At 69.2% G+C, this 18,686-nt stretch carries 18 protein-coding genes and 1 pseudogene; 9 read left to right on the top strand and 10 right to left on the bottom strand.

Annotated elements, in window-relative coordinates; genetic code table 11:
* The 3 genes and pseudogenes from ACXJLU_RS28535 to ACXJLU_RS28525 form a co-directional block, all read left to right on the top strand.
* Positions 1–273, top strand: a pseudogene (locus ACXJLU_RS28535) (hypothetical protein); the annotation flags it as partial.
* 30 nt (positions 274–303) lie between these two features.
* Positions 304–1,110 (top strand): pyrroline-5-carboxylate reductase, encoded by an 807-nt coding sequence (gene proC, locus ACXJLU_RS28530; protein WP_457336837.1) that lies wholly within the window; start codon positions 304–306, stop codon positions 1,108–1,110.
* A 177-nt stretch (positions 1,111–1,287) separates the two neighbouring features.
* Positions 1,288–2,559, top strand: a complete 1,272-nt coding sequence (locus ACXJLU_RS28525) for a Glu/Leu/Phe/Val family dehydrogenase (protein WP_235002047.1) — start codon at positions 1,288–1,290, stop codon at positions 2,557–2,559.
* On the opposite strand, the gene ubiA is transcribed toward ACXJLU_RS28525, so the two are convergent.
* From ubiA to ACXJLU_RS28505, 4 genes are all read right to left on the bottom strand, one after another.
* Entirely contained in the window at positions 2,560–3,462 is a 903-nt protein-coding gene (gene ubiA, locus ACXJLU_RS28520; protein ID WP_457336835.1) for a 4-hydroxybenzoate octaprenyltransferase, read from the bottom strand.
* Positions 3,459–4,634 (bottom strand): reverse transcriptase family protein, encoded by a 1,176-nt coding sequence (locus ACXJLU_RS28515; protein WP_457336833.1) that lies wholly within the window; start codon positions 4,632–4,634, stop codon positions 3,459–3,461. Before ACXJLU_RS28515 ends, ubiA begins: the two co-directional genes overlap by 4 nt.
* Positions 4,635–4,973: 339 nt before the next feature.
* Complete coding sequence (locus ACXJLU_RS28510; protein WP_457336831.1) at positions 4,974–5,426, bottom strand: DUF2214 family protein; 453 nt, start codon at positions 5,424–5,426, stop codon at positions 4,974–4,976.
* A gap of 25 nt (positions 5,427–5,451) precedes the next feature.
* Positions 5,452–7,080, bottom strand: coding sequence for a peptide chain release factor 3 (locus tag ACXJLU_RS28505; protein WP_073462531.1), 1,629 nt, complete (start codon positions 7,078–7,080; stop codon positions 5,452–5,454).
* A gap of 190 nt (positions 7,081–7,270) precedes the next feature.
* Here ACXJLU_RS28505 and ACXJLU_RS28500 point away from each other — a divergent pair, with 190 nt between their 5' ends.
* From ACXJLU_RS28500 to ACXJLU_RS28490, 3 genes are read left to right on the top strand one after another with little or no spacing between them, the layout of a single operon-like run.
* A complete protein-coding gene (locus tag ACXJLU_RS28500; protein ID WP_457336829.1) occupies positions 7,271–7,612 on the top strand; it encodes a helix-turn-helix transcriptional regulator in 342 nt (113 codons plus the stop codon).
* Positions 7,602–8,870 (top strand): type II toxin-antitoxin system HipA family toxin, encoded by a 1,269-nt coding sequence (locus ACXJLU_RS28495; RefSeq protein WP_457336827.1) that lies wholly within the window; start codon positions 7,602–7,604, stop codon positions 8,868–8,870. The genes ACXJLU_RS28500 and ACXJLU_RS28495 overlap by 11 nt, the downstream gene beginning before the upstream one ends.
* A 21-nt stretch (positions 8,871–8,891) precedes the next feature.
* Positions 8,892–9,773, top strand: coding sequence for an Fpg/Nei family DNA glycosylase (locus tag ACXJLU_RS28490; protein WP_457336825.1), 882 nt, complete (start codon positions 8,892–8,894; stop codon positions 9,771–9,773).
* Positions 9,774–9,785: 12 nt separating this feature from the next.
* Here ACXJLU_RS28490 and ACXJLU_RS28485 read toward each other — a convergent pair whose 3' ends face one another.
* The gene (locus tag ACXJLU_RS28485; protein WP_457336823.1) at positions 9,786–10,562 is read right to left on the bottom strand and encodes an AraC family transcriptional regulator; all 777 of its coding nucleotides are present in this window, start codon (positions 10,560–10,562) and stop codon (positions 9,786–9,788) included.
* A gap of 93 nt (positions 10,563–10,655) precedes the next feature.
* On the opposite strand from ACXJLU_RS28485, the gene ACXJLU_RS28480 reads away from it, so the two are divergent.
* The gene (locus ACXJLU_RS28480) at positions 10,656–10,922 is read left to right on the top strand and encodes a hypothetical protein (RefSeq protein WP_457336821.1); all 267 of its coding nucleotides are present in this window, start codon (positions 10,656–10,658) and stop codon (positions 10,920–10,922) included.
* Between the two features lie 25 nt (positions 10,923–10,947).
* Here the strand turns inward: ACXJLU_RS28480 and ACXJLU_RS28475 are convergent, their stop codons facing one another.
* Positions 10,948–12,567, bottom strand: a complete 1,620-nt coding sequence (locus ACXJLU_RS28475) for an S-layer protein (RefSeq protein ID WP_457336820.1) — start codon at positions 12,565–12,567, stop codon at positions 10,948–10,950.
* Positions 12,568–12,695: 128 nt separating this feature from the next.
* Here ACXJLU_RS28475 and ACXJLU_RS28470 point away from each other — a divergent pair, with 128 nt between their 5' ends.
* A complete protein-coding gene (locus ACXJLU_RS28470; protein WP_457336818.1) occupies positions 12,696–14,735 on the top strand; it encodes a LamG-like jellyroll fold domain-containing protein in 2,040 nt (679 codons plus the stop codon).
* 26 nt (positions 14,736–14,761) lie between these two features.
* Here the strand turns inward: ACXJLU_RS28470 and ACXJLU_RS28465 are convergent, their stop codons facing one another.
* Genes ACXJLU_RS28465 through ACXJLU_RS28455 form a run of 3 tightly spaced genes read right to left on the bottom strand, consistent with a single transcriptional unit; the run spans position 14,762 to position 16,828 of the window.
* The gene (locus tag ACXJLU_RS28465) at positions 14,762–15,541 is read right to left on the bottom strand and encodes a molybdopterin-dependent oxidoreductase (protein WP_457336816.1); all 780 of its coding nucleotides are present in this window, start codon (positions 15,539–15,541) and stop codon (positions 14,762–14,764) included.
* On the bottom strand, positions 15,538–16,155 hold the full coding sequence (locus ACXJLU_RS28460; RefSeq protein WP_457336814.1) for a cytochrome b/b6 domain-containing protein: 618 nt from the start codon (positions 16,153–16,155) through the stop codon (positions 15,538–15,540). Before ACXJLU_RS28460 ends, ACXJLU_RS28465 begins: the two co-directional genes overlap by 4 nt.
* Positions 16,156–16,183: 28 nt before the next feature.
* Entirely contained in the window at positions 16,184–16,828 is a 645-nt protein-coding gene (locus ACXJLU_RS28455) for a hypothetical protein (RefSeq protein ID WP_073462537.1), read from the bottom strand.
* 132 nt (positions 16,829–16,960) lie between these two features.
* On the opposite strand from ACXJLU_RS28455, the gene ACXJLU_RS28450 reads away from it, so the two are divergent.
* Entirely contained in the window at positions 16,961–17,491 is a 531-nt protein-coding gene (locus tag ACXJLU_RS28450; RefSeq protein ID WP_143171263.1) for a hypothetical protein, read from the top strand.
* Position 17,492: 1 nt separating this feature from the next.
* Here the strand turns inward: ACXJLU_RS28450 and ACXJLU_RS28445 are convergent.
* The coding region (locus ACXJLU_RS28445; RefSeq protein ID WP_457336811.1) for an efflux transporter outer membrane subunit at positions 17,493–18,686 on the bottom strand (1,194 nt) is incomplete at its 5' end.

The following is an 18,686-nucleotide window of genomic DNA, read 5'->3' as shown; positions in this document are numbered from 1 at the left end:
GTGCGCGCGATGGCACTGGCCGCGCTGGCCCGCAGTACGCGGCCGTACCACCTGCAGCTCAGCTGCACCGGCAGCCACGGCGCGGTCGCCGCGATGCGCGCCGGTTGGGGCGTCGGCTGCCTGAACCAGTCGGCGATCCCGGCCGATCTCGACGTGCTGACGCGGCGCGATCCGCGCGGCTGGCCGTCGCCCGGGCGGCTGTCGTTCCACGTGCTGGCCAAGCCCGCCTTGCGCGACACCGAACGCCTGTTGCGCCAGTGGGCAGCCGGCTGAAGCGAGCCTGAAACTCCTACACTGCGGCCCATGAACAGCATTGCATTCATCGGCGGCGGCAACATGGCCAGCGCCATCATCGGCGGACTGCTCAAGAGCGGCCGCGCGCCCGGCGACATCCTGGTGCTGGAGCCGAATGCCGAGCAGCGCTCGCGGCTGCAGCGCGAACTCGGCGTGATCACGCTCGAGGCCCCCGGCTCGGTGCTGCAACGCGCGGGCATCGTGGTCTGGGCGATCAAGCCGCAGAACTTCAAGGAGGCCGCCGCCGTGTGCACCACGCACCTCGCGTCGGCATTGCAGTTCAGCGTGATGGCCGGCATCCGCAGCGGCGACATCGCCCGCGCACTCGGCACCGAACGCGTCGTGCGCTCGATGCCGAACACGCCCGCGCTGATCGGCCAGGGCATCGCCGGGCTGTTTGCTCGTCCGGCCGTCGGTGCCGACGAACGCCTGCAGGCCGAGCGCCTGCTCGCGCCCACCGGCCGCACGCTGTGGGTCGAGCGCGAGGAAGACCTCGACGCCGTCACCGCGCTGTCCGGGTCCGGTCCGGCCTACGTGTTCTATTTCGTCGAGGCGATGATGAAGGCGGCGCAGGACATGGGCCTGAGCGCCGACCAGGGCCGCGAGCTGGCACTGGCGACCTTCGCGGGCGCGTCGGCGCTGGCCTTGCAATCCGGCGAAGCGCCGTCGCTGTTGCGCGAGCGCGTCACGTCCAAGGGCGGCACCACCTACGCCGGGATCACCTCGCTCGAACGCAGCGACGTGCACGGCGCGATCGTGTCGGCCGTGAAGGCGGCGCAGCGGCGGGCGCGTGAACTGGGCGATGAATTCGGTTGATTCCGGTGCCTCAGGCGGCGCAAGCTATGTGATGCCTGGAACACATCATGCAAAGGAGGCATGAGCTTCGGTGAGAAATTCAGGCGCCGCGGGCCTACAGTCGCGCTCCATGCCGGCGGCGTGGGCCACGAGTTTGCGCAGCGCCAGGGCATGACGACTTCCCCCACGGAGACCCGCATGAGCAACCTGTCCTATGTCACCCCGCACGCCGATAGTCCCTGGCAGACCTACCTGTCGCAGGTCGACCGCGTGCTCCCTTACCTCGGATCGCTGGCCAAATGGGGCGAAACGCTGAAGCGCCCGAAGCGCGCGCTGATCGTCGACGTGCCGATCGAGCTCGACAACGGCACGGTGCGGCACTTCGAGGGCTACCGCGTGCAGCACAACCTGTCGCGCGGCCCGGGCAAGGGCGGCGTGCGCTACCACCCCGACGTGACGCTCGAGGAGGTGATGGCGCTGAGCGCGTGGATGACGATCAAGTGCGCCGGCGTCGGCCTGCCGTACGGTGGCGCCAAGGGCGGCATCCGGGTCGACCCGAAGGCGCTGTCGATGAAGGAGCTGGAGCGCATGACGCGCCGCTACACCAGCGAGATCGGCATCATCATCGGCCCGCAGCGCGACATCCCGGCGCCCGACGTGAACACCAACGGCCAGATCATGGCCTGGATGATGGACACGTATTCGATGAACACCGGCTCCACCGCGACCGGCGTCGTCACCGGCAAGCCGATCCACCTGGGCGGCTCGCTCGGCCGCGTGAAGGCCACCGGCCGCGGCGTGTTCGTGACCGGCCGCGAGGCGGCGCGCCGCATCAACCTGAACCTCGACGGCGCACGCGTGGCGGTGCAGGGCATGGGCAACGTCGGCAGCTCGGCGGCCGAGCTGTTCGTGCAGGCCGGCGCCAAGCTGGTCGCGGTGCAGGACCACACCGGTACGCTCGTGAACCCGAACGGCTTCGACATGGCCGACACGATGGAAGTGCTGAAGCGCGACGGCGGCATCGCCAACTACAAGAACGCCGAGCGCATCGACAACGAGGCCTTCTGGGACGTCGACTGCGACATCCTGATCCCGGCGGCCCTCGAAGGCCAGATCACCGCGGCGCGTGCGAACCGCCTGAAGGCCAAGCTGGTGCTCGAAGGCGCGAACGGCCCGACGCTGCCCGACGCCGACGACGTGATGCACGACCGCGGCATCCTGGTGGTGCCCGACGTGATCTGCAACGCCGGCGGCGTGACCGTCAGCTACTTCGAGTGGGTGCAGGATTTCAGCAGCTTCTTCTGGAGCGAGGACGAGATCAACGTGCGGCTCGACAAGATCATGGTCGATGCGCTGCGCCACATCTACGAGACCTCGGAGAAGCACAAGATCACGCTGCGCACCGCGACCTTCGCGGTGGCCTGCGAGCGGATCCTGATTGCGCGCGAGGAACGCGGCTTGTATCCCTGATCAACCGGCATGCGGCGGCGCGGCGCTCGACAGCAAGGACTGGAGGGCGACCCCGGCGAACACCGCGAAGCCCAGCCAGTGGTTCAGCCGGAAGGCACGGAAGCAGCCGTCGCGCGTGCGCGTGCGGATCAGCGTCCAGTGCCAGCCGGCGATGCCGGCGGCCACCGCCAGCCCGGCGAAGAACGGCCAGCGCAGCCCCTGCTGCGCACCGAGCACGCACCAGCTCGCGATGAACAGGCCGTAGAACGCCATCACGCCGGCCACGTCGAAGCGGCCGAGCGTGATCGCCGAGGTCTTGATGCCGATCTTCAGGTCGTCGTCGCGGTCGACCATCGCGTACTCGGTGTCGTAGGCGATCACCCAGCACAGGTTGCCCAGCAGCAACCCCCAGGCGAGTGCCGGCACCTCGCCGCGCACCGCGGCGAACGCCATCGGGATGCCGAAGCTGAACGCGACGCCCAGCACCGCCTGCGGCATCGAGAAGAAGCGCTTCGTGAACGGATAGAAGATGCTGACGGCCAGCGCGGCGAAGCTCCATGCGATGGTGGCGGCATTGGTGGTCAGCACCAGGCCGAAGGCGGCCAGCGCGAGCCCCGCACCGAGCAGCAGCGCCTCTTTGACGCTGACTGCGCCGCTGGTGACCGGGCGCTGCGCGGTGCGTTTGACGTGCTTGTCGAAATCGCGGTCGGCGACGTCGTTGACGGCGCAGCCGGCGCTGCGCATCAGGAAGGTGCCGAGCGTGAAGACGACCAGCAGGTGCCAGCCGGGAAAGCCGCCGGCTGCGATCCACAGCGCCGACAGCGTCGGCCACAGCAGCAGGTAGCTGCCGGCGGGGCGGTCCCAGCGGATCAGGCTCAGGTACAGCGACAGGCGCGACGGCGTCGGCGCGGTGGGTGCGGTCATGGCGACCAGTCTATGCGCTGCCACCGCGCCTGCAGGCGCTCGGCCTTGGCCGGGTTCAACTGCGTCGCCCATTGCACGCGGCCCCACAGGTGCGCCCGGAAATCGGCATGGCCGTCGCGGTTCTGCGACGCCGGGCCGTGCAACGCGCACTGGTGCAGCACAGCGCGCAGCCGGTCGAACTCGGCACGCGGCAGGTTCAGGTGCTCGTTGACGACAACGCCGCAGACGCGCTGGGCGGACGCCTGCGTCGCCAGGCGCGTCTTGCGGTGGTTCAGCGCATAGCCCTCTTCGAGCGCGATGCGGCCGACCCAGGTGGCGATGCGGTCGAACGCGCTGCGCAGCGACGCCGGGCCGGACAGCACCAGATCGTCGGCGTAGCGCGAGTAGGTCGCCCCGAGCACATGGGCCAGGCCGTCGAGCCGCAGGTCGAGCTGGAACGCGCACAGGTTGGCGAGCATCGGCGAGCTCGGCGCGCCCTGCGGCAGGTGGGCGCGGCGCAACGCACGAGCGTCTTGCCAGTCGACCCAGCCGTCGTCGCGCAGCCGCTCGATCACCGGCTCGGGCGTGCTGACGGTGCACAGCGCCGCGAGTTGGCGCGCGACCCCGCGCGGGTAGCCGAGCGTGTGGAACACCGCCGCGACCTGCGACGACAGGATGCGGCCGAAGAAGTTCTTCAGGTCGAAATGCATCACCACCGGCTGGCCGGTGTGCAGCCGTGCGTGCGTCAGCACCGAGCGGCCGGTCACGAAGCCGTGGCAGGCCTCGTGCACCGGCACCTTGTCGAGCAGGTCGTGCAGCACACGACCCTGCAAGGCCTTGAGCCGGCTGCGCGGGGATTCGATCAGCCGGCCACCGCCGCTGCGCTTGGGCTGCAGCGTGAAGCCGTAGTGCTGGGACTGCAAGGGCAGCAGGTGGCGGCGGTCGTGCGTGAACCAGTCGAGGTCGTCGAGCGTGATGCCCAGCCATGCGGCGATGGCGGCACTGTGCGGCAGCGGCGGCTGGCCGAGGCCCTCCAGGCCCAGCGGGGCCGGGTGCATGCGCGAGGCGCGCAGGATCCATCGCCGCACGAAAGGCCTGGGTGTGGTCCGCACCGCGTCGGCGAAGGTGTCGGTGCGCTCGAGGCGATCGGCCAGGTCTTCGACGCTCTGGCGCTGCCACGTGGCTTCGGACACGGGCCGCAGTTCATCGAGTAGCAGAGTCAACCAAGCCGGCTCGTGTCCGAGCGCGTGGGCGGCACGCGCGCGCAGCGACGTGCGCGCCTGCGGGCCCGCCCACAGCGCACGGGCCAACGCAAGGGCATTCAGATGGCGATGGCGGTGAGCATGCATGTTCAGATGCGGACACACACGCCGACCTGCCGGTCCCGTGCCAAGAAGACGTGCGCGTCAGCGCACACCCTCTTGCACCGCGGATGCCAAGATCGATTCGATGCCATGGGGGTGCCCCACAGCCGGGCCCTGAACGGCGACCCGTGTCTGCTCGGCGTGTGGCCGCGCGCGGATTCTAGAGGCCTAGAGACCGACCCCATGCGCCATCAATGACGCAGAGATGACGATCAGCACCAGCAGCGCCATCTGCGCGCCCAGCAGGCGCGAGATCAGCGTGTGCTCGCGGTCGCTGATCTCCGGCGCGCGCCCGGCTTTCAACGCCGGCGCCCAGCGGATGAAGCGCACCGTCGGGTAGATCGACAGCAGCCCGACCAGCACGAACAGCGTCAGCTTCAGGTGGAAGAACGGGCTGTGCGCATAGAACGACCAGCCCTTCTCGAAGTGCGCCGCACGCACGAAGCCGACCACCAGCAGCAACATCGCGAACAGCCCGTACCAGCGATCGGCCAGCGCGATGCGCCTGGCCTCGGCGAGCGTCGGCGTGCGGCTGAACGTGAGCCATTCGAGGAACAGCGTCGCGGCGATGCCGAACGCGGCGATGAAATGCAGGGCGGCAACAAGCGAGCTGGCGATCATGCGGGCCTCCGGGGTTGAGAGTCTGCTAGCCGTCGAGTTTCTTCTGGAACACCAGGCCTGCGTGCTCGCGCAGCGCGTGGAACTTGATCTTCGGCCAGTTGGCCTCGATCGCGCGCAGCTCCGGCGCGTACTCGACCAGCACCGTCGGCGCATCGACCGCGTCGTAGGCCACGCGGTGGTCGTTGCCGTCGATGAAGCGCTTCAGCTCGCGCTCGCCGCCGTCGGCCTCGTCGCAGGTCACCCAGCGCGCCACCTGGAAGCGGCTCGGCTGGATGCGCGCCTTCACGCCGTACTCATGCTCCAGCCGGTGCGCGACCACCTCGAACTGCAGCTGGCCGACCGCGCCCAGCAGCAGCACCGAGCCCGCCACCGGGCGGAACACCTGGATCGCGCCCTCTTCGCCGAGCTGCTGCAGGCCGGCCTTCAGCTGCTTGGTGCGCAGCGGGTCGGCCACCTCGACGCTGCGGAACATTTCAGGCGCGAAGAACGGCAGCCCGGTGTAGAGCAGGTTCTCGCCTTCGGTCAGCGTGTCGCCGAGCTGCAGCACGCCGTGGTTCGGGATGCCGATGATGTCGCCGGCAAAGGCCTCGTCGAGCAGCTCGCGGCGCTGCGACAGGAAACTCACGACGGTGTTGGGCCGCAGCTCCTTGCCCGAGCGGCCCACCTTCAGCCGCATGCCACGCTCGAAGTGCCCGCTGGCCACGCGCACGAACGCGATGCGGTCGCGGTGCGCCGGGTCCATGTTGGCCTGGATCTTGAAGACCACGCCGGTGAACTTCTTCTCGTCGGGCTGGACCAGGCGCTGCGTGGCCTGGCGCGGGCCGGGCGGGGGCGCCAGGTCGACCAGCGCATCGAGCACCTCGCGCACGCCGAAATTGTTGACGGCCGAGCCGAAGAACATCGGCGTCTGGTGGCCGGCCAGGAAGGCGGCCTTGTCGAAGGCCGGTGCCGCCTCGCGCACCAGTTCGATCTCGCCGTGCGCCTGCTCGTACTGCATACCGAAGCGCTCGGCATAGGCCGGGTTGTCGAGGCCGGACAGGATCTCGTCATCGTTGTGGTGTCGGTCCTCGCCGGGGCTGAAGACGCGCATCTGTTCCTCGCGCAGGTCCATCACGCCGTGGAACTGCTTGCCCATGCCGACCGGCCACGTGAAGGGCACGACGCCCATGCCCAGCTCGCGCTCGATCTCGTCCATCAGCACCAGCGGCTCCTGCACCTCGCGGTCCATCTTGTTGACGAAGGTGAGGATCGGCGTGTTGCGCGCGCGGCAGACCTGCAGCAGCCGGCGCGTCTGCGGCTCGACGCCGTTGGCTGCGTCGATCACCATCAGCGCCGCGTCGACCGCGGTCAGCACGCGGTAGGTGTCTTCGGAGAAGTCCTGGTGGCCCGGCGTGTCGAGCAGGTTGATGACGCAGTCGCGGTACTCCATCTGCATCACCGAGCTCGCGACCGAGATGCCGCGCTGCTTCTCGATCTCCATCCAGTCGGACGTGGCATGCCGCGAGGCCTTGCGCGCCTTCACCGAGCCGGCGATCTGGATCGCGCCGGAGAACAGCAGCAGCTTCTCCGTCAGCGTGGTCTTGCCGGCGTCGGGGTGGGAAATGATGGCGAAGGTGCGGCGGCGGCGCACCTGCGGGGTCAGCTCGGAGGACATCGGGTAGGGGACTCGCGGGAGGGGCGCAGCCTGCGGGCGGCGCGAGGGGCGCATTGTCCCTCATCGGCCGGGCACGGCGTCAGACGGTGAGGCTGCACGTTCACTTGAACGCACGTTTTCGTCGATAAAGTGCTCTTGAGATTACATTCTCTTGCCGGGCCACCGAAGGGCGTGCTACCTTTACCGGCCCATGACAGCCCGCAATCCGCTTCTTGCCGCGCCACCCCATGCCGTCGAGCAGTCTCTCAGGCGGCTGGGCACCGACCTGCGCACGGCCCGTCTTCGCCGCAACTGGACCCTCGACCAGCTGGCCGGGAAGATCGGCGTCGGCCGCCGGGCGGTGGCCGACGCCGAGCGCGGCAAGCCGTCGGCCTCGGTCGCGACCTATGCGGCCATGCTGTGGGCACTGGACCTGCTGCGCCAGCTCGACGAGGTGGCCACGCCCGAGCGCGACGCCGAAGGCCAGGCCCTCGCCCGTTCGTCCGAGCGCGAGCGCGCCCGTGTGAAGACCGGCCTGAGCAATGACTTCTGAGCCGTCGGGCGAGTGCTTCGTCTACATCACGTTGCCCGGTGCGACCGAGCCTGTCACCTGTGGCCGGTTCGCGTTGAACGTCGACCGGCATGGCGTGCCCGAGGGGCGCTTCGTCTACGGGCGCAGCTACCTCGCGCGGGCGGATGCGGTGCCCATCGACCCGGTGGAACTCAAGCTCGGCGAGCGCACCCACACGACGAACGCGCTGAACGGCGTCTTCGGCGCGCTGCGCGATGCGAGTCCCGACCATTGGGGCCGCCGCGTCATCCAGCGGCATCTCGGGCAGCCGCAGCCCGGTGAACTGGCCTACCTGCTGCACGCGCCCGACGACCGGGCCGGCGCCCTGGGCTTCGGCCTCAACCAGGCGCCGCCGGCACCGAAACGCAGCTTCAACCAGACGCTGGACCTGGCCCGCCTGCAGGCCACGGCCGACGCAGTCGTCGCCGACGACGCACGCCCGGCCGATGCCGTGACCGAGCAGGTGTCGAACCTGCTGCTCGTCGGCACCTCGATGGGCGGCGCGCGGCCGAAGGCGGTGGTGGAGGACGCGTCGGGACTGTGGATCGCGAAGTTCAACGCGGCGACGGATGCCTGGAACAGCGCCCGCGTCGAGCACGCGATGCTGACGCTGGCGCGCCGCTGCGGCCTGACGACGGCCGACAGCCGCGTCGTCGAGATCGCCGGCCGCGACGTGTTGCTGGTGCGCCGCTTCGACCGCGAGAAAGTGCCCGGCGGCTACCTGCGCGCCCGCATGGTCAGTGCGCTGACGATGCTGCGCGCGGAAGACACCTTCCAGTCGCGTGATCGATGGTCGTATGTGCAGCTCGCCGAGGAGTTGCGTCGAGCGTGCAGCGAGCCGCAGGCCAATGCCGCCGAGCTGTTCCGGCGCATGTGCTTCAACGCGCTGATCTCCAACACCGACGATCACCCGCGCAACCACGCGTTGATCGCCAGGGGGCAGGCGTGGCAGCTGTCGCCGGCCTACGACCTGACGCCCGCCGTGCCGGTCAGCATCGAGCGCCGCGACCTCGCGATGGCTTGCGGCGACGCGGGCCGCTTCGCGAACGCCGGCAACCTGCTGTCGCAGTGCGCGCGCTTCCTGCTGCAGCCCGCGCAGGCGCAACGCATCGTCGACGAGATGGAGTCGCAGGTGCGCAGCAGCTGGTTCGCGACCGCGCGCGAGGCGGGGGTGTCGCCGGCGGACTGCGACCGGATCGCGGGGGCCTTTGCCTACGAAGGCTTCCGGCGATCCGGCTGACGGCGCTGGCACACTCGCGCGATGCCGGAGTTGCCCGACATCGCCGTCTACACCGAACGCCTGGCCGACAAGGTGCAGGGCCGCGCACTTCTGCGCGTGAAGGTGCTGCACCCGTTCCTGCTGCGCAGCGCAGTGCCGCCGCTGTCGCAGGCCGAGGGCCGCACCGTGGCCGGCATCGAGCGGCTGGGCAAGCGGGTCGTGCTGGCGCTGGACAACGGCCTCTTCCTCGTCATTCACCTGATGATCGCCGGCCGGCTGCGCTGGCTGCCACCGGGCGGCAAGCCACCGGGGAAGATCAGCCTCGCGGTGTTCGAGTTCGACAGCGGCAGCCTGGTGCTCACCGAGGCCGGCAGCCAGCGCCGTGCGTCGCTGCATGTGGTGGCCGACCGTGCCGCGCTGCAGGCGATGGACCCCGGCGGCATCGACGTGATGACCGCCGACCTCGCCACCTTCAGCGAGCGCCTGCTGCGCGAGAACCACACGCTGAAGCGCCAGCTGACCGACCCACGGCTGTTCAGCGGCATCGGCAACGCGTACTCCGACGAGATCCTGCACCGCGCGAAGCTGTCGCCGATCCTGCTGTCGAAGGCGATGCAGCCGGCGCAGGTCGCCCAGCTCTTCGACGCGACGCGCGCGGTGCTCGCCGAATGGACCGAACGGCTGCGCGCCGAGGCCGGCGACTGGCCGGAGAAGGTCACCGCGTTCCACCCGCAGATGGCGGTGCACGGCCGCTACGGCCAGCCCTGCCCGGTGTGCGGCACCCCGGTGCAGCGCATCGTGCATGCCGACAACGAGACCAACTACTGCGCGCGCTGCCAGACCGGCGGCAAGCTGCTGGCCGACCGCGCGCTGTCGCGGCTGCTGAAGGCGAGCTGGCCGAAGAACGTCGACGAGCTGCCTTGAGCCGCGTGCCGCTCAGGCGTTGAAGTAGCGCCCCGGCGTCGTGCCGAACTCGCGGCGAAACATCGCGATGAAGGCGCTGAGGTTGCCGTAACCGAGCTCGAGCGCGACGATCGTCACCGGCATCCCCGTGGCCAGCAGTTCGAGCGCTCGCATCAGCCGCGCGCGCTGCCGCCAGGCACTGAAATGAAAGCCCGTCTCGGCGACGAAGCGGCGCGTCAGCGTGCGCGGTGCGATGCCGGCCCAGGCCGCCCAGTCATCGAGCGAGCGCGTGTCCTCCGGACGGTCGCCGATCGCGCGGGCGATGCGCAGCAGGCGGCGGTCCTGGGGCAGCGGCAGGCCGAAGGCTTCGCGCGGCAGCGTCCGGATCTCGTCGTGGATCACCGTCGCCAGGCGCTGCTGGATGTCGTCGAGCCGTGCGGCGTCCGGCCAGCCGGCAGCGCGCAGCACGGCCTCGCGCAGCAGCCCCGAGCCGCGCATCGTGCAGGGCGCCTCGGGCAGCCCGGCACAGAACGGTTCGGCGAGGTAGACGCTCCAGCCGGCGAACGGTCCATGCGAACGCAGCGCGTGCGGCTGGCGCGGCGGAATCCACACCACGTGAATGGCCGGCACCACCCACTGCCCGCGCCGGGTGCCGACCGACAACAGGCCGCGCATCGCGCCGAACAGCTGGCCACGCGCATGCGCATGCATCGCGGTGACGCGAGGATCGGCGCCTTGCAGCGTGGTGGCGAGCAGGGCCGGCCCGTCGGCGGCATCGAGCAGCGAGGACACGAACGAAGCGGAGGCCATTGGCGTCAATACAGTATCGGTTGGCCAGATTACCGCAGTGCCGCCACGATCGGTTGCCGAGAATCGCATCACACCCCCTTTCAGGAGACCGACATGCGAGCCGACGACGTGCTTTCCGACACCGCCAACCACGGCGACTTCAACGGCGTTCCCATCCGCAAGGGCACGATCGCCGCCTTCCTCGCGAATGCAAGCACGTGGAGCGATCCGGCCTCGAGCACCGCGCAGCGCGCGACGGCGGAGGCCCACATCGCCGAAGCGCTGCCGGCGCTGCGTGCGGTCGGGCTGTTCGACGTGCTGGAGGTGCGCGACCCCGCGCTGCGCGCCTGGCTCGCTCAGCGCCCCCCGAACCCGTTGTAGCCGTGCAGGTGCGACAGCGGCACGCCTACGGCGTGACCGTCACGAAGACCGGGTTCGAATAGAACCACAGGCTGCCGTAGTTGCGGTCGTTGATGGCGTTGACGCGGGCCGTGTTGTCGGCGCCGGTGGTCTGCTGATCGGCCAGCGGCTCGCCGCCGGCGGTCAGCCCTGCCGTGTCCGGGGCCAGGTTGGTGCCGCGCAGGCGGAAGTACTGGCTCTTCTTCGCCTCGACCGAAAGGCTGACCGAGACGTAGCCGTCGGCCTCGGCCTTCCAGTCGGCCGCCGTGAAGCGGCGCAGCACCTGGGTCGAGGCATTCGTCGCCACGCCATAGGCGGGCGTGCCCGGCAGCGCCTTGCCCGTCACGTCGCCGACGATCAGGTCGACATGGTCGACGACCGGCTTCATGTTGCCGGGCGTGCCGCTGTCCACCGGCTTCTGGTAGTTGTTCAGGGCGGGGCTCTTGAAGCGGATCGTGACCGTCACGCGCTCGCCGGCGGGCACCTTGATTTCCTGGCCCATGAAGCCCTTGCCGGTCGACCCGCTGACGCGGAAATCCAGCGCGTCGATCAGGTCGCCGAACACGCCGAACATGCGGCCGTCGCGCAGGCTCTTCGTCAGCCCGCCGACGCCGGCCTGGCCCTCGGCCACCCAGACGTGGTTCTTCGAATACTCGCCCGGGTAGTAGCCGCTGCTGTTGCTGGCCGCGTCGATCTCGAAGTGCGAATCGGAGTCGGCGATGTTCCAGATGCGCCGGCCTTCGCCCAGCAAGGCATCCCACGTGCCGCCCACCTGGGCCACGATGGCATCGACACCGCCGTAGGTGCGGTTCGGCGCGTTCTCGGCCACATAGGCCGAGGTGTAGCCGCCCCGGTTCGGCTCCATCTGGTTGCCGACCATGCCTTCGATCATGAACAGGATGTCCGGTGCCAGGTCGTTCATCTGGCGCAGGTCGCCGATCGTGTACTTGCCGGGGTTGCGCGACGGGTGGTTGAGGGTCGCGAAGCTGGTCGCGGGGTAGTTCGTCTTCAGCCACGAGATCGCCTGCAGCGCGTCCGAGGCCGTGCTGTTGAAGCGCTGCGGGTACTTCGCCTTCCAGACGGCCACGTCGGCGGGATCGAACTGGGACTCCGCCAGCGTCGTGAAGGCGTACTGGAACTCCTTCGCGCCGCCGGTCGACGCCTGCAGCGTCGGCGCAGCTTCGAACAATGCGACGCCCAGGTGATCGTGGGTGGGCATGTCCCATTCGAAGCCCGAGAAGATCAGCTTGTCGCCATAGGTGCCGCCGGCCTGCAGCGCCTTGACGCGCGGGATCTCGTACGACGCCATCCCGTACGCGAACGGAACCGGTGTGGCCAGCAGCGTGCCATCGTTGTCGTACTTTGACGAACGCAGGTGGTTGGTCAGTGCCATCCAGTCCAGCTTGTAGGTGGCGAAGGCCTTCTTCAGCACGAAGTCCAGGGTCTGCGTCGTGCGCGAATCATCGGATTGCACGGTGTGCACGTGCAGGTCGCCGGCCGTCCACTTGCCGGCCGGCTCGTCGATGGCGCTGGTGCTGCCGCTGTCGCCATCACCGCCGCAGGCGTAGATCAGGGAGACGCTTCCCAACAACAACGACAGAAGCTTGATCCGATGGGACACGGGCACGATGGATTCCTTCGCGAAAAGGGATGGATCGTAGGAAGCCCTCGTGACACCGCCGTGAACCGTTGTTGCGCGCGCGCGATCGTCGAACTGTCACGGCGATTGCACATGGCGCCCCTAGAGTGGATTCCATGAAGAAGTACCCCTCGATCCAGCGCCGCCGCCTGCTCAAGATGAGCCTCGCGTCCGCTTCCACGGTGGCCACAGGCGGCTTGCTGGCCGCTTGCGGTGGTGGCGACGATGACAATGCACCCGCGTCCACCAGCATCTCCAGCTTTGCGCTGGCGGTGTTGCCCGACACCCAGTTCTATTCACGCTACGCCACGTCCACGGAGAGCAGCCAGTACGAGCGCCATTACGGTAGCGAACCGTACTACGCGCAGACCCGGTGGATCGCCGACAACGCGCAACGGCTCAACATTCCCTTCGTCATCCACCTGGGCGACGTGGTCGACCAGGTCGGCAAGCCCGAGCAGTGGAAGGTGGCCGACACGGCCATGCAGGTGCTGGAAGTGGCCAAGGTGCCGTACTCGATCCTGGCGGGCAACCACGACGTGCTGAATGACGTCGACTACGACGCGAGCCCCACGACCGGAACCGACACCCAGCGCGTGCTGGCCAACGAGCCCTACCTGCAATGGTTCGGCGCGAAGCGTGCCAGGCGCCAATCCACCTTCGGCGAACGCGACGGCACCGGCTTCCACGAGTACCACGTCTTCAAGGCGCAGGAGCAGCAGTTCCTGGTGCTGTCGCTGTCCTGGCGCATTTCGGACGCCGGCATCGCCTGGGCGCGCGGCGTGATCGCGAGCCACCCCACGCTGCCGGTCATCCTGGTCAACCACCAGTTGCTGAACATCGCGCCGGACGCCGTGAGCCCGCTGGAGACCGGCTACGGCAAGATGCTGTGGGAGAAGCTGATCCGCGACAACGACCAGATCTTCATGACGCTCAACGGCCACCACCATGGTGGCGCCCACCTGACCAAGACCAACGACTTCGGCAACGCGGTCGAGGAGATGGTGGTGGACTACCAGATGGCCTACCAGGGCGGCAACGGCCTGATGCGGCTCTACGAGTTCGACCTCACGAACAAGCAGATCCAGGTGCTGTCGTTCTCGCCCTGGGTGCCGATGAAGCCGGCGGACACGCTGAACGCCTTCGACCAGGCCGTGCTGACCGAGCCCAACCACAGCTTCACCATCGGCATGGATTTCGCGAAGCGCTTCGCCCGCTTCAACCCGGGCTTCGGCAGCGGCCAGGCCACGGTGGCATCGTCGCTGGTGGAGCAGGCCAAGGCGCTGGTCCTGAAGGGCTACGACGAGCCGGCCGCCCCGGCCCAGCTGGCGGCCAGGGACACCGACGACTACCCCAAGGTGGCTTCCACCGTCGCGCACTGGCGCTTCTTCGGCGGCACCGAGGGTGCGGCCGTGGCACCCGGCACCCGGATCGCCGACGTGACAGGCGCCAACCCGCTGCAGCGCGATGCGCTCAACAGCAGCGTGATCGTCGGCGCGGAGGCGGCGGACCTCGTGTGGAGCAGCGACCACCACCGCCTGTCGGCCGCGCCGGGCTCGGTGGCGTTCCTGAACACCAACAAGAACACGCCGCGCATGAGCTACTTCCTGACCGACACGACGGCCGCCATCAATGCACTCACCTTCGCCGCCACCGGTTACACCATCGAAGCCTTCATCAAGATCGACAAGGCCTGGGACAAGTCGAAGCACGCCTGGATGAACATCATGACGCGCGACGGCAAGCGCGGCGATCTGTCCGGCTTCGACGGCGGCGATCCGGAATCCCCGCCGTTGCTGTTCGCGATCTCCAGCCTGCGGGAGGTGCAGTGGGAGGTCGTGCCCGACGTCACCGGCGCACGCGCAGGCGATGCCAGCTGGTCGGGCGAGATCATTGCGGGCACCTGGGTGCACATCGCGATCGTCAACGACCCCGCGACGCACGACACCGTGATGTACGTCGAAGGTGCGCCGGTGCTGCGCAACACCAGCAACGTGCCCGGCCTGGCCACGTTGTCCGCCGGCTCGCCCTGGGTGGTCGGCGCCGGCTCCTGGGACGGCGATCGTGCCGACGGCTTCTTCGGCAACATCGGTGAAGTGCGCGTGGTGGCCGAAGCCCTGCCGTCCGGCCGGTGGCTGACGGCGCGGCGCACCTGACGGCGAAGCAAGCCCTGTTCAGCGCGTCACAGCCCCCCGAACCAGTTGTAGCCATGCAGGTCTTCCCAGTAGCCGCTGCTGAACTCGTTGGTGACCGCGAGGCCGACCAGGTGCTTCGGGTTCTTGAAGCCGAGCTTGATCGGTATGCGCAGGCGCAGCGGAAAGCCGAACTCGTCCGGTAGCCGCGTCGCCCCGGCGAAGCCATGCGCCAGCAGCGTCTGCGGGTGCATCGCGCTCTCCATGTCGATGCTGGTGTAGTAGCCGTCGGCGCAGCGCAACGCGACGTAGCGTGCCGACAGGTCGGCCCCGACGCGGCGCAGGAAGTGCGACAGCGGCACGCCGCTCCACTGCCCGATCGCGCTCCAGCCTTCGATGCAGATCAGCCGCGTGATCTCGGTGACGACCGGCAGCGCGCGGATCTCGCCGAGCGTCCACGCGGCCGCGTGCTGCACGCGGCCGCCCACCTCCAGCCGCCAGGTCGCCTCGTCGATCTCGGGCACCGAGGCTTCCGAGTAGAACGCGTTGAAGCGGAACGGCTTCGTCAGTTGCGACGGCGTGTATTCGGGAGCGCGCAGGCCGGGGCGCAGCAGTGCGGCCTGGGCACCGTCGTTGAAGCGCGAGATGCGCCGCAGCACGGCCTGCATGCCCTCGGTGTCGGTCACGTCGCAGCCGGCCAGCAAGGCCGACGCGCCGCCGGCCACGCCCAAGCGCAACCAGGTGCGCCGGTCGAGCCCGATGCCACGGGCCTGCAACTCTCGCGACAGCAGGCGCATGGCGGCGGCTTCATGGGTGGGTAGGCGTTTCATCGGGTCTCCTCTCGCGTCTTGCGCCGCAGGCCCAGCATCGGCAGCAGCAGCTGCGGCGAGGCCAGCGCGAGCGCCACGTGCCCGGCGACGAAGCAGGCCAGCAGCGCCATGCCGGTGAAGTGGATGCGGCGCGTCATCTCGTAGCCGCCGAGCAAAGCCGACAGCGCCTGGAACTGCACCGGCTTCCACAGGCTGAGGCCCGAGGCCACCTCCAGCGCCAGCACCACCAGCACGCCCAGATAGGCGAGCTTCTGGATCGCGTTGCGGCCGCCCTCACCATGGTCGAGCGGGTTGCGCACGAAGCGCTTCACGTCGGCCCTGAAGGACGCCCGGCTCACCGACAGGTAGAGCCGGCGCAGGCGGCCGCTGGCGACCAGCGTGACCACGGCCACCAGCCCGTTCGCGACGAACACCCACATCGCGGCGAAGTGCCATTGCAAGGCGCCGGGCAGCGAGCCGCCGAGCGTCGCCCATTCGGGGAACGCCGGCACCCAGAACGGATCGGCCGCATAGATCTGCCAGCCACTGGCCAGCAGCGTGAAGAAGCTCGCCACGTGGATCCAGTGCGTCGCACGGACCCAGCGGGGCGGCAGGCCGGGGTCCGGCGTGCTCATGGTGTCGAGGTCCTGCGGGTGTCGACGCTCAGATCGGCGGGATGAAGCCGTCGCGGCCGACCAGCACGATGCGTGCAGTCGCCGGAGCGCCTTCGTTCGGCTGGCCGATCACCATCACCTTGGCGCCGGTCACCACCAGCGACGGCTGGCCCGGCACGAACTGGCCGAACACGGTGGCGTTGTCGACCAGCACGGACTGGGTCTTGTCGCCGAAGCGCATTTCCAGCTCGCTGGTGCCGCCCTTCTTCACCAGCTTCGCGACGGTGGCGTTCGTCATCGTGCTGCGCTTGGCGATGTCCCACGGGAAATGGCCTTCGTTGAGGCCGCGCGCGCCTTCGGGGAACACCATCACGCCGAGCGCACGGACCTTGCCGCCGGCGGCAGGCGCCGCGGCAATGCCGAGGTAGCTGTTCTCGCTGACCGCGGCGAGGCTGGTCTTCGAGACGTCCATGACCTGGTAGCCATCGGGCAGTTGCACGGTGGTGACCGCGCCGTTGCGGCCCTTGATGTCGAGCTGGTGGTCGCGCACCGCGACGACTTCGCCGCGAATGTGCACGCTGGGGTCGGCGGCCGACGCGCTGCCGGCCAGCAGCAGGCCGCCCACCAGGGCGAGTGCCGACGCCATGCGCGGCAGGACGGTGGAAGAGAGGGAAGAGGACAAGGTGAGGAACATCAGGGAACTCCGGTGGAATCGAGTCCCGTACTGTTCCCGGATCAGGGCGGCAGCGGCATCGGTCGAATGTCCGATGCCCGACCCAGGATGGCCCTTAACATCCCGTCTCATCAAACAGAGGAGGGTTCGGAGATGACCAGGATCGCCATGGCGGCAGTGATGCTCGTTCTTGTGTCGGCATGCGCGATGCAACCGCCGCCTCCGCCGCTGCCGGCCGGAACGGAGAGCGCCAAGCTGAGAGTCGCGGTGAAGTCCGTCTATGCCACGAACATCGGCATCGGCCGTGTCCCGGAACAAAGCTGCAGTGCGTCCAGCGAGTACCTGCTCGGATGGTTCCATCCCTCGGTCTCGGGTGACTTCCAGAGTGGGCGACGTCTCTACAACCTGCGGGCCTCGATGTCGGTCCCGGCCACCGTCCCTCAGCACCTGCATGCCGAACACCAGGTGGCCGTCGGCAAGCCCTTCTTCGTTCGCTACCAGGCAGCCCTCACCAACTGTGCCGGCGTCACCCGACTCGATCTGAAGCCGGGCCGGGAGTACGAATTCCTGTTGACGATCGACAAGGGCGTCTGCGAGCCGCAGCTTTTCGAACTGTCGGCACCCTCTTCCCGCACCGAAGTGCCGGTGCCGGAATCGACGACCGGCGCGATGTGCCGCCTCTGATTCAGCCGCCCGCGGCCCGCACCCCGCCCTGCCAGTCCCCACCCAGCGCCTTCACCAGAAACACCGAGCTCAGCTGACGCTGCCCCAGCAGCTGAGCCGCCTGGCGCTCGCTGGTCAGCAGCGATTGCTGCGCGGTGATCACGTCGAAGTAGGTCGACGCGCCGCCTTCGTAGCGGCTGGTCGCCATGTCGAGCACCCGCCGGGCGGAAGCCACCGCGGTCTGGGCCTGCGCGCTCGCGCGGTCCAGCGCGGCCAGGCCGGTGATGCCGTCTTCGACCTCCTGCATCGCGGTCAGCACGACACGCCGGTAGTTGGCCACCGTCACGTCGTAGCCGGCCTTCGCGAAATCGACATTCGCGCGCACCCGCCCGCCATCGAAGATCGATTGCGTCGCCGACACGCCGATCGACCACAGCAGGCTCGGCGCATTGAACAGCGTCGACAGATCGCGGCTCTCGTAGCCGACCGACGGCCCGAGCAGCACGCTCGGGTAGAACGCCGCGCTCGCGACGCCGATCTGCGCGTTCGCCGCCGCCATCGCGCGCTCGGCCGCCGCCACGTCGGGCCGGCGCTGCAGCACGTCCGACGGCACGCCCAGCGGAATCGCCGGCGGCTCGAACACCTTGACCTCGGGCGCCAGCGAGAACAGCGGTGCCGGCGTGCCGGTCAGCGTCGCGATCGCATGCTCGAACTGCGCGCGCTGCCGGCGCAGCACGTCAACCTGCGTCAGCGTGGTGTCGAGCAGCGCCTGCTGCTGCGCCACGTCGAGGCCCGAGGCCGCGCCCAGGTCGCGGCGCGCCGTCACCAGCTCGAGCGAGCGCCGCTGCAACGCGATCGAGCGCGTCAGCACGTCGAGTTCGGTGTCGAGCGCGCGCAGGCTGAAGTAGTCGACGGCGAGCTCGGCCGTCAGCAGCAGCCGCGTGTTCTCGAAGTCGGCCGCCGACTGCTCGGCCGACGCGCGCGCACCTTCCACCGAACGCTGCACGCGGCCCGCCAGGTCGACCTCGTAGCTGGCCGCGAGCGACAGCGTGAAGTCGTTCTGGATCGTCGAGAAGTTGGTCGAGTTGTAGTTGGTCAGCGGCCGGTTGGCCGAGATGCGCTGGCGTGCATCGCGCGTGCCGAGCGTCAGCTGCGGCAGCTGCGCCGACGAGCCGGCCGCCACCACCGCGCGGGCTTGCGCGAGCCGCGCCGCGGC

This window comes from Rhizobacter sp. P5_C2 (assembly GCF_054049715.1).
This window is presented reverse-complemented; position numbering and strand designations above follow the sequence as displayed.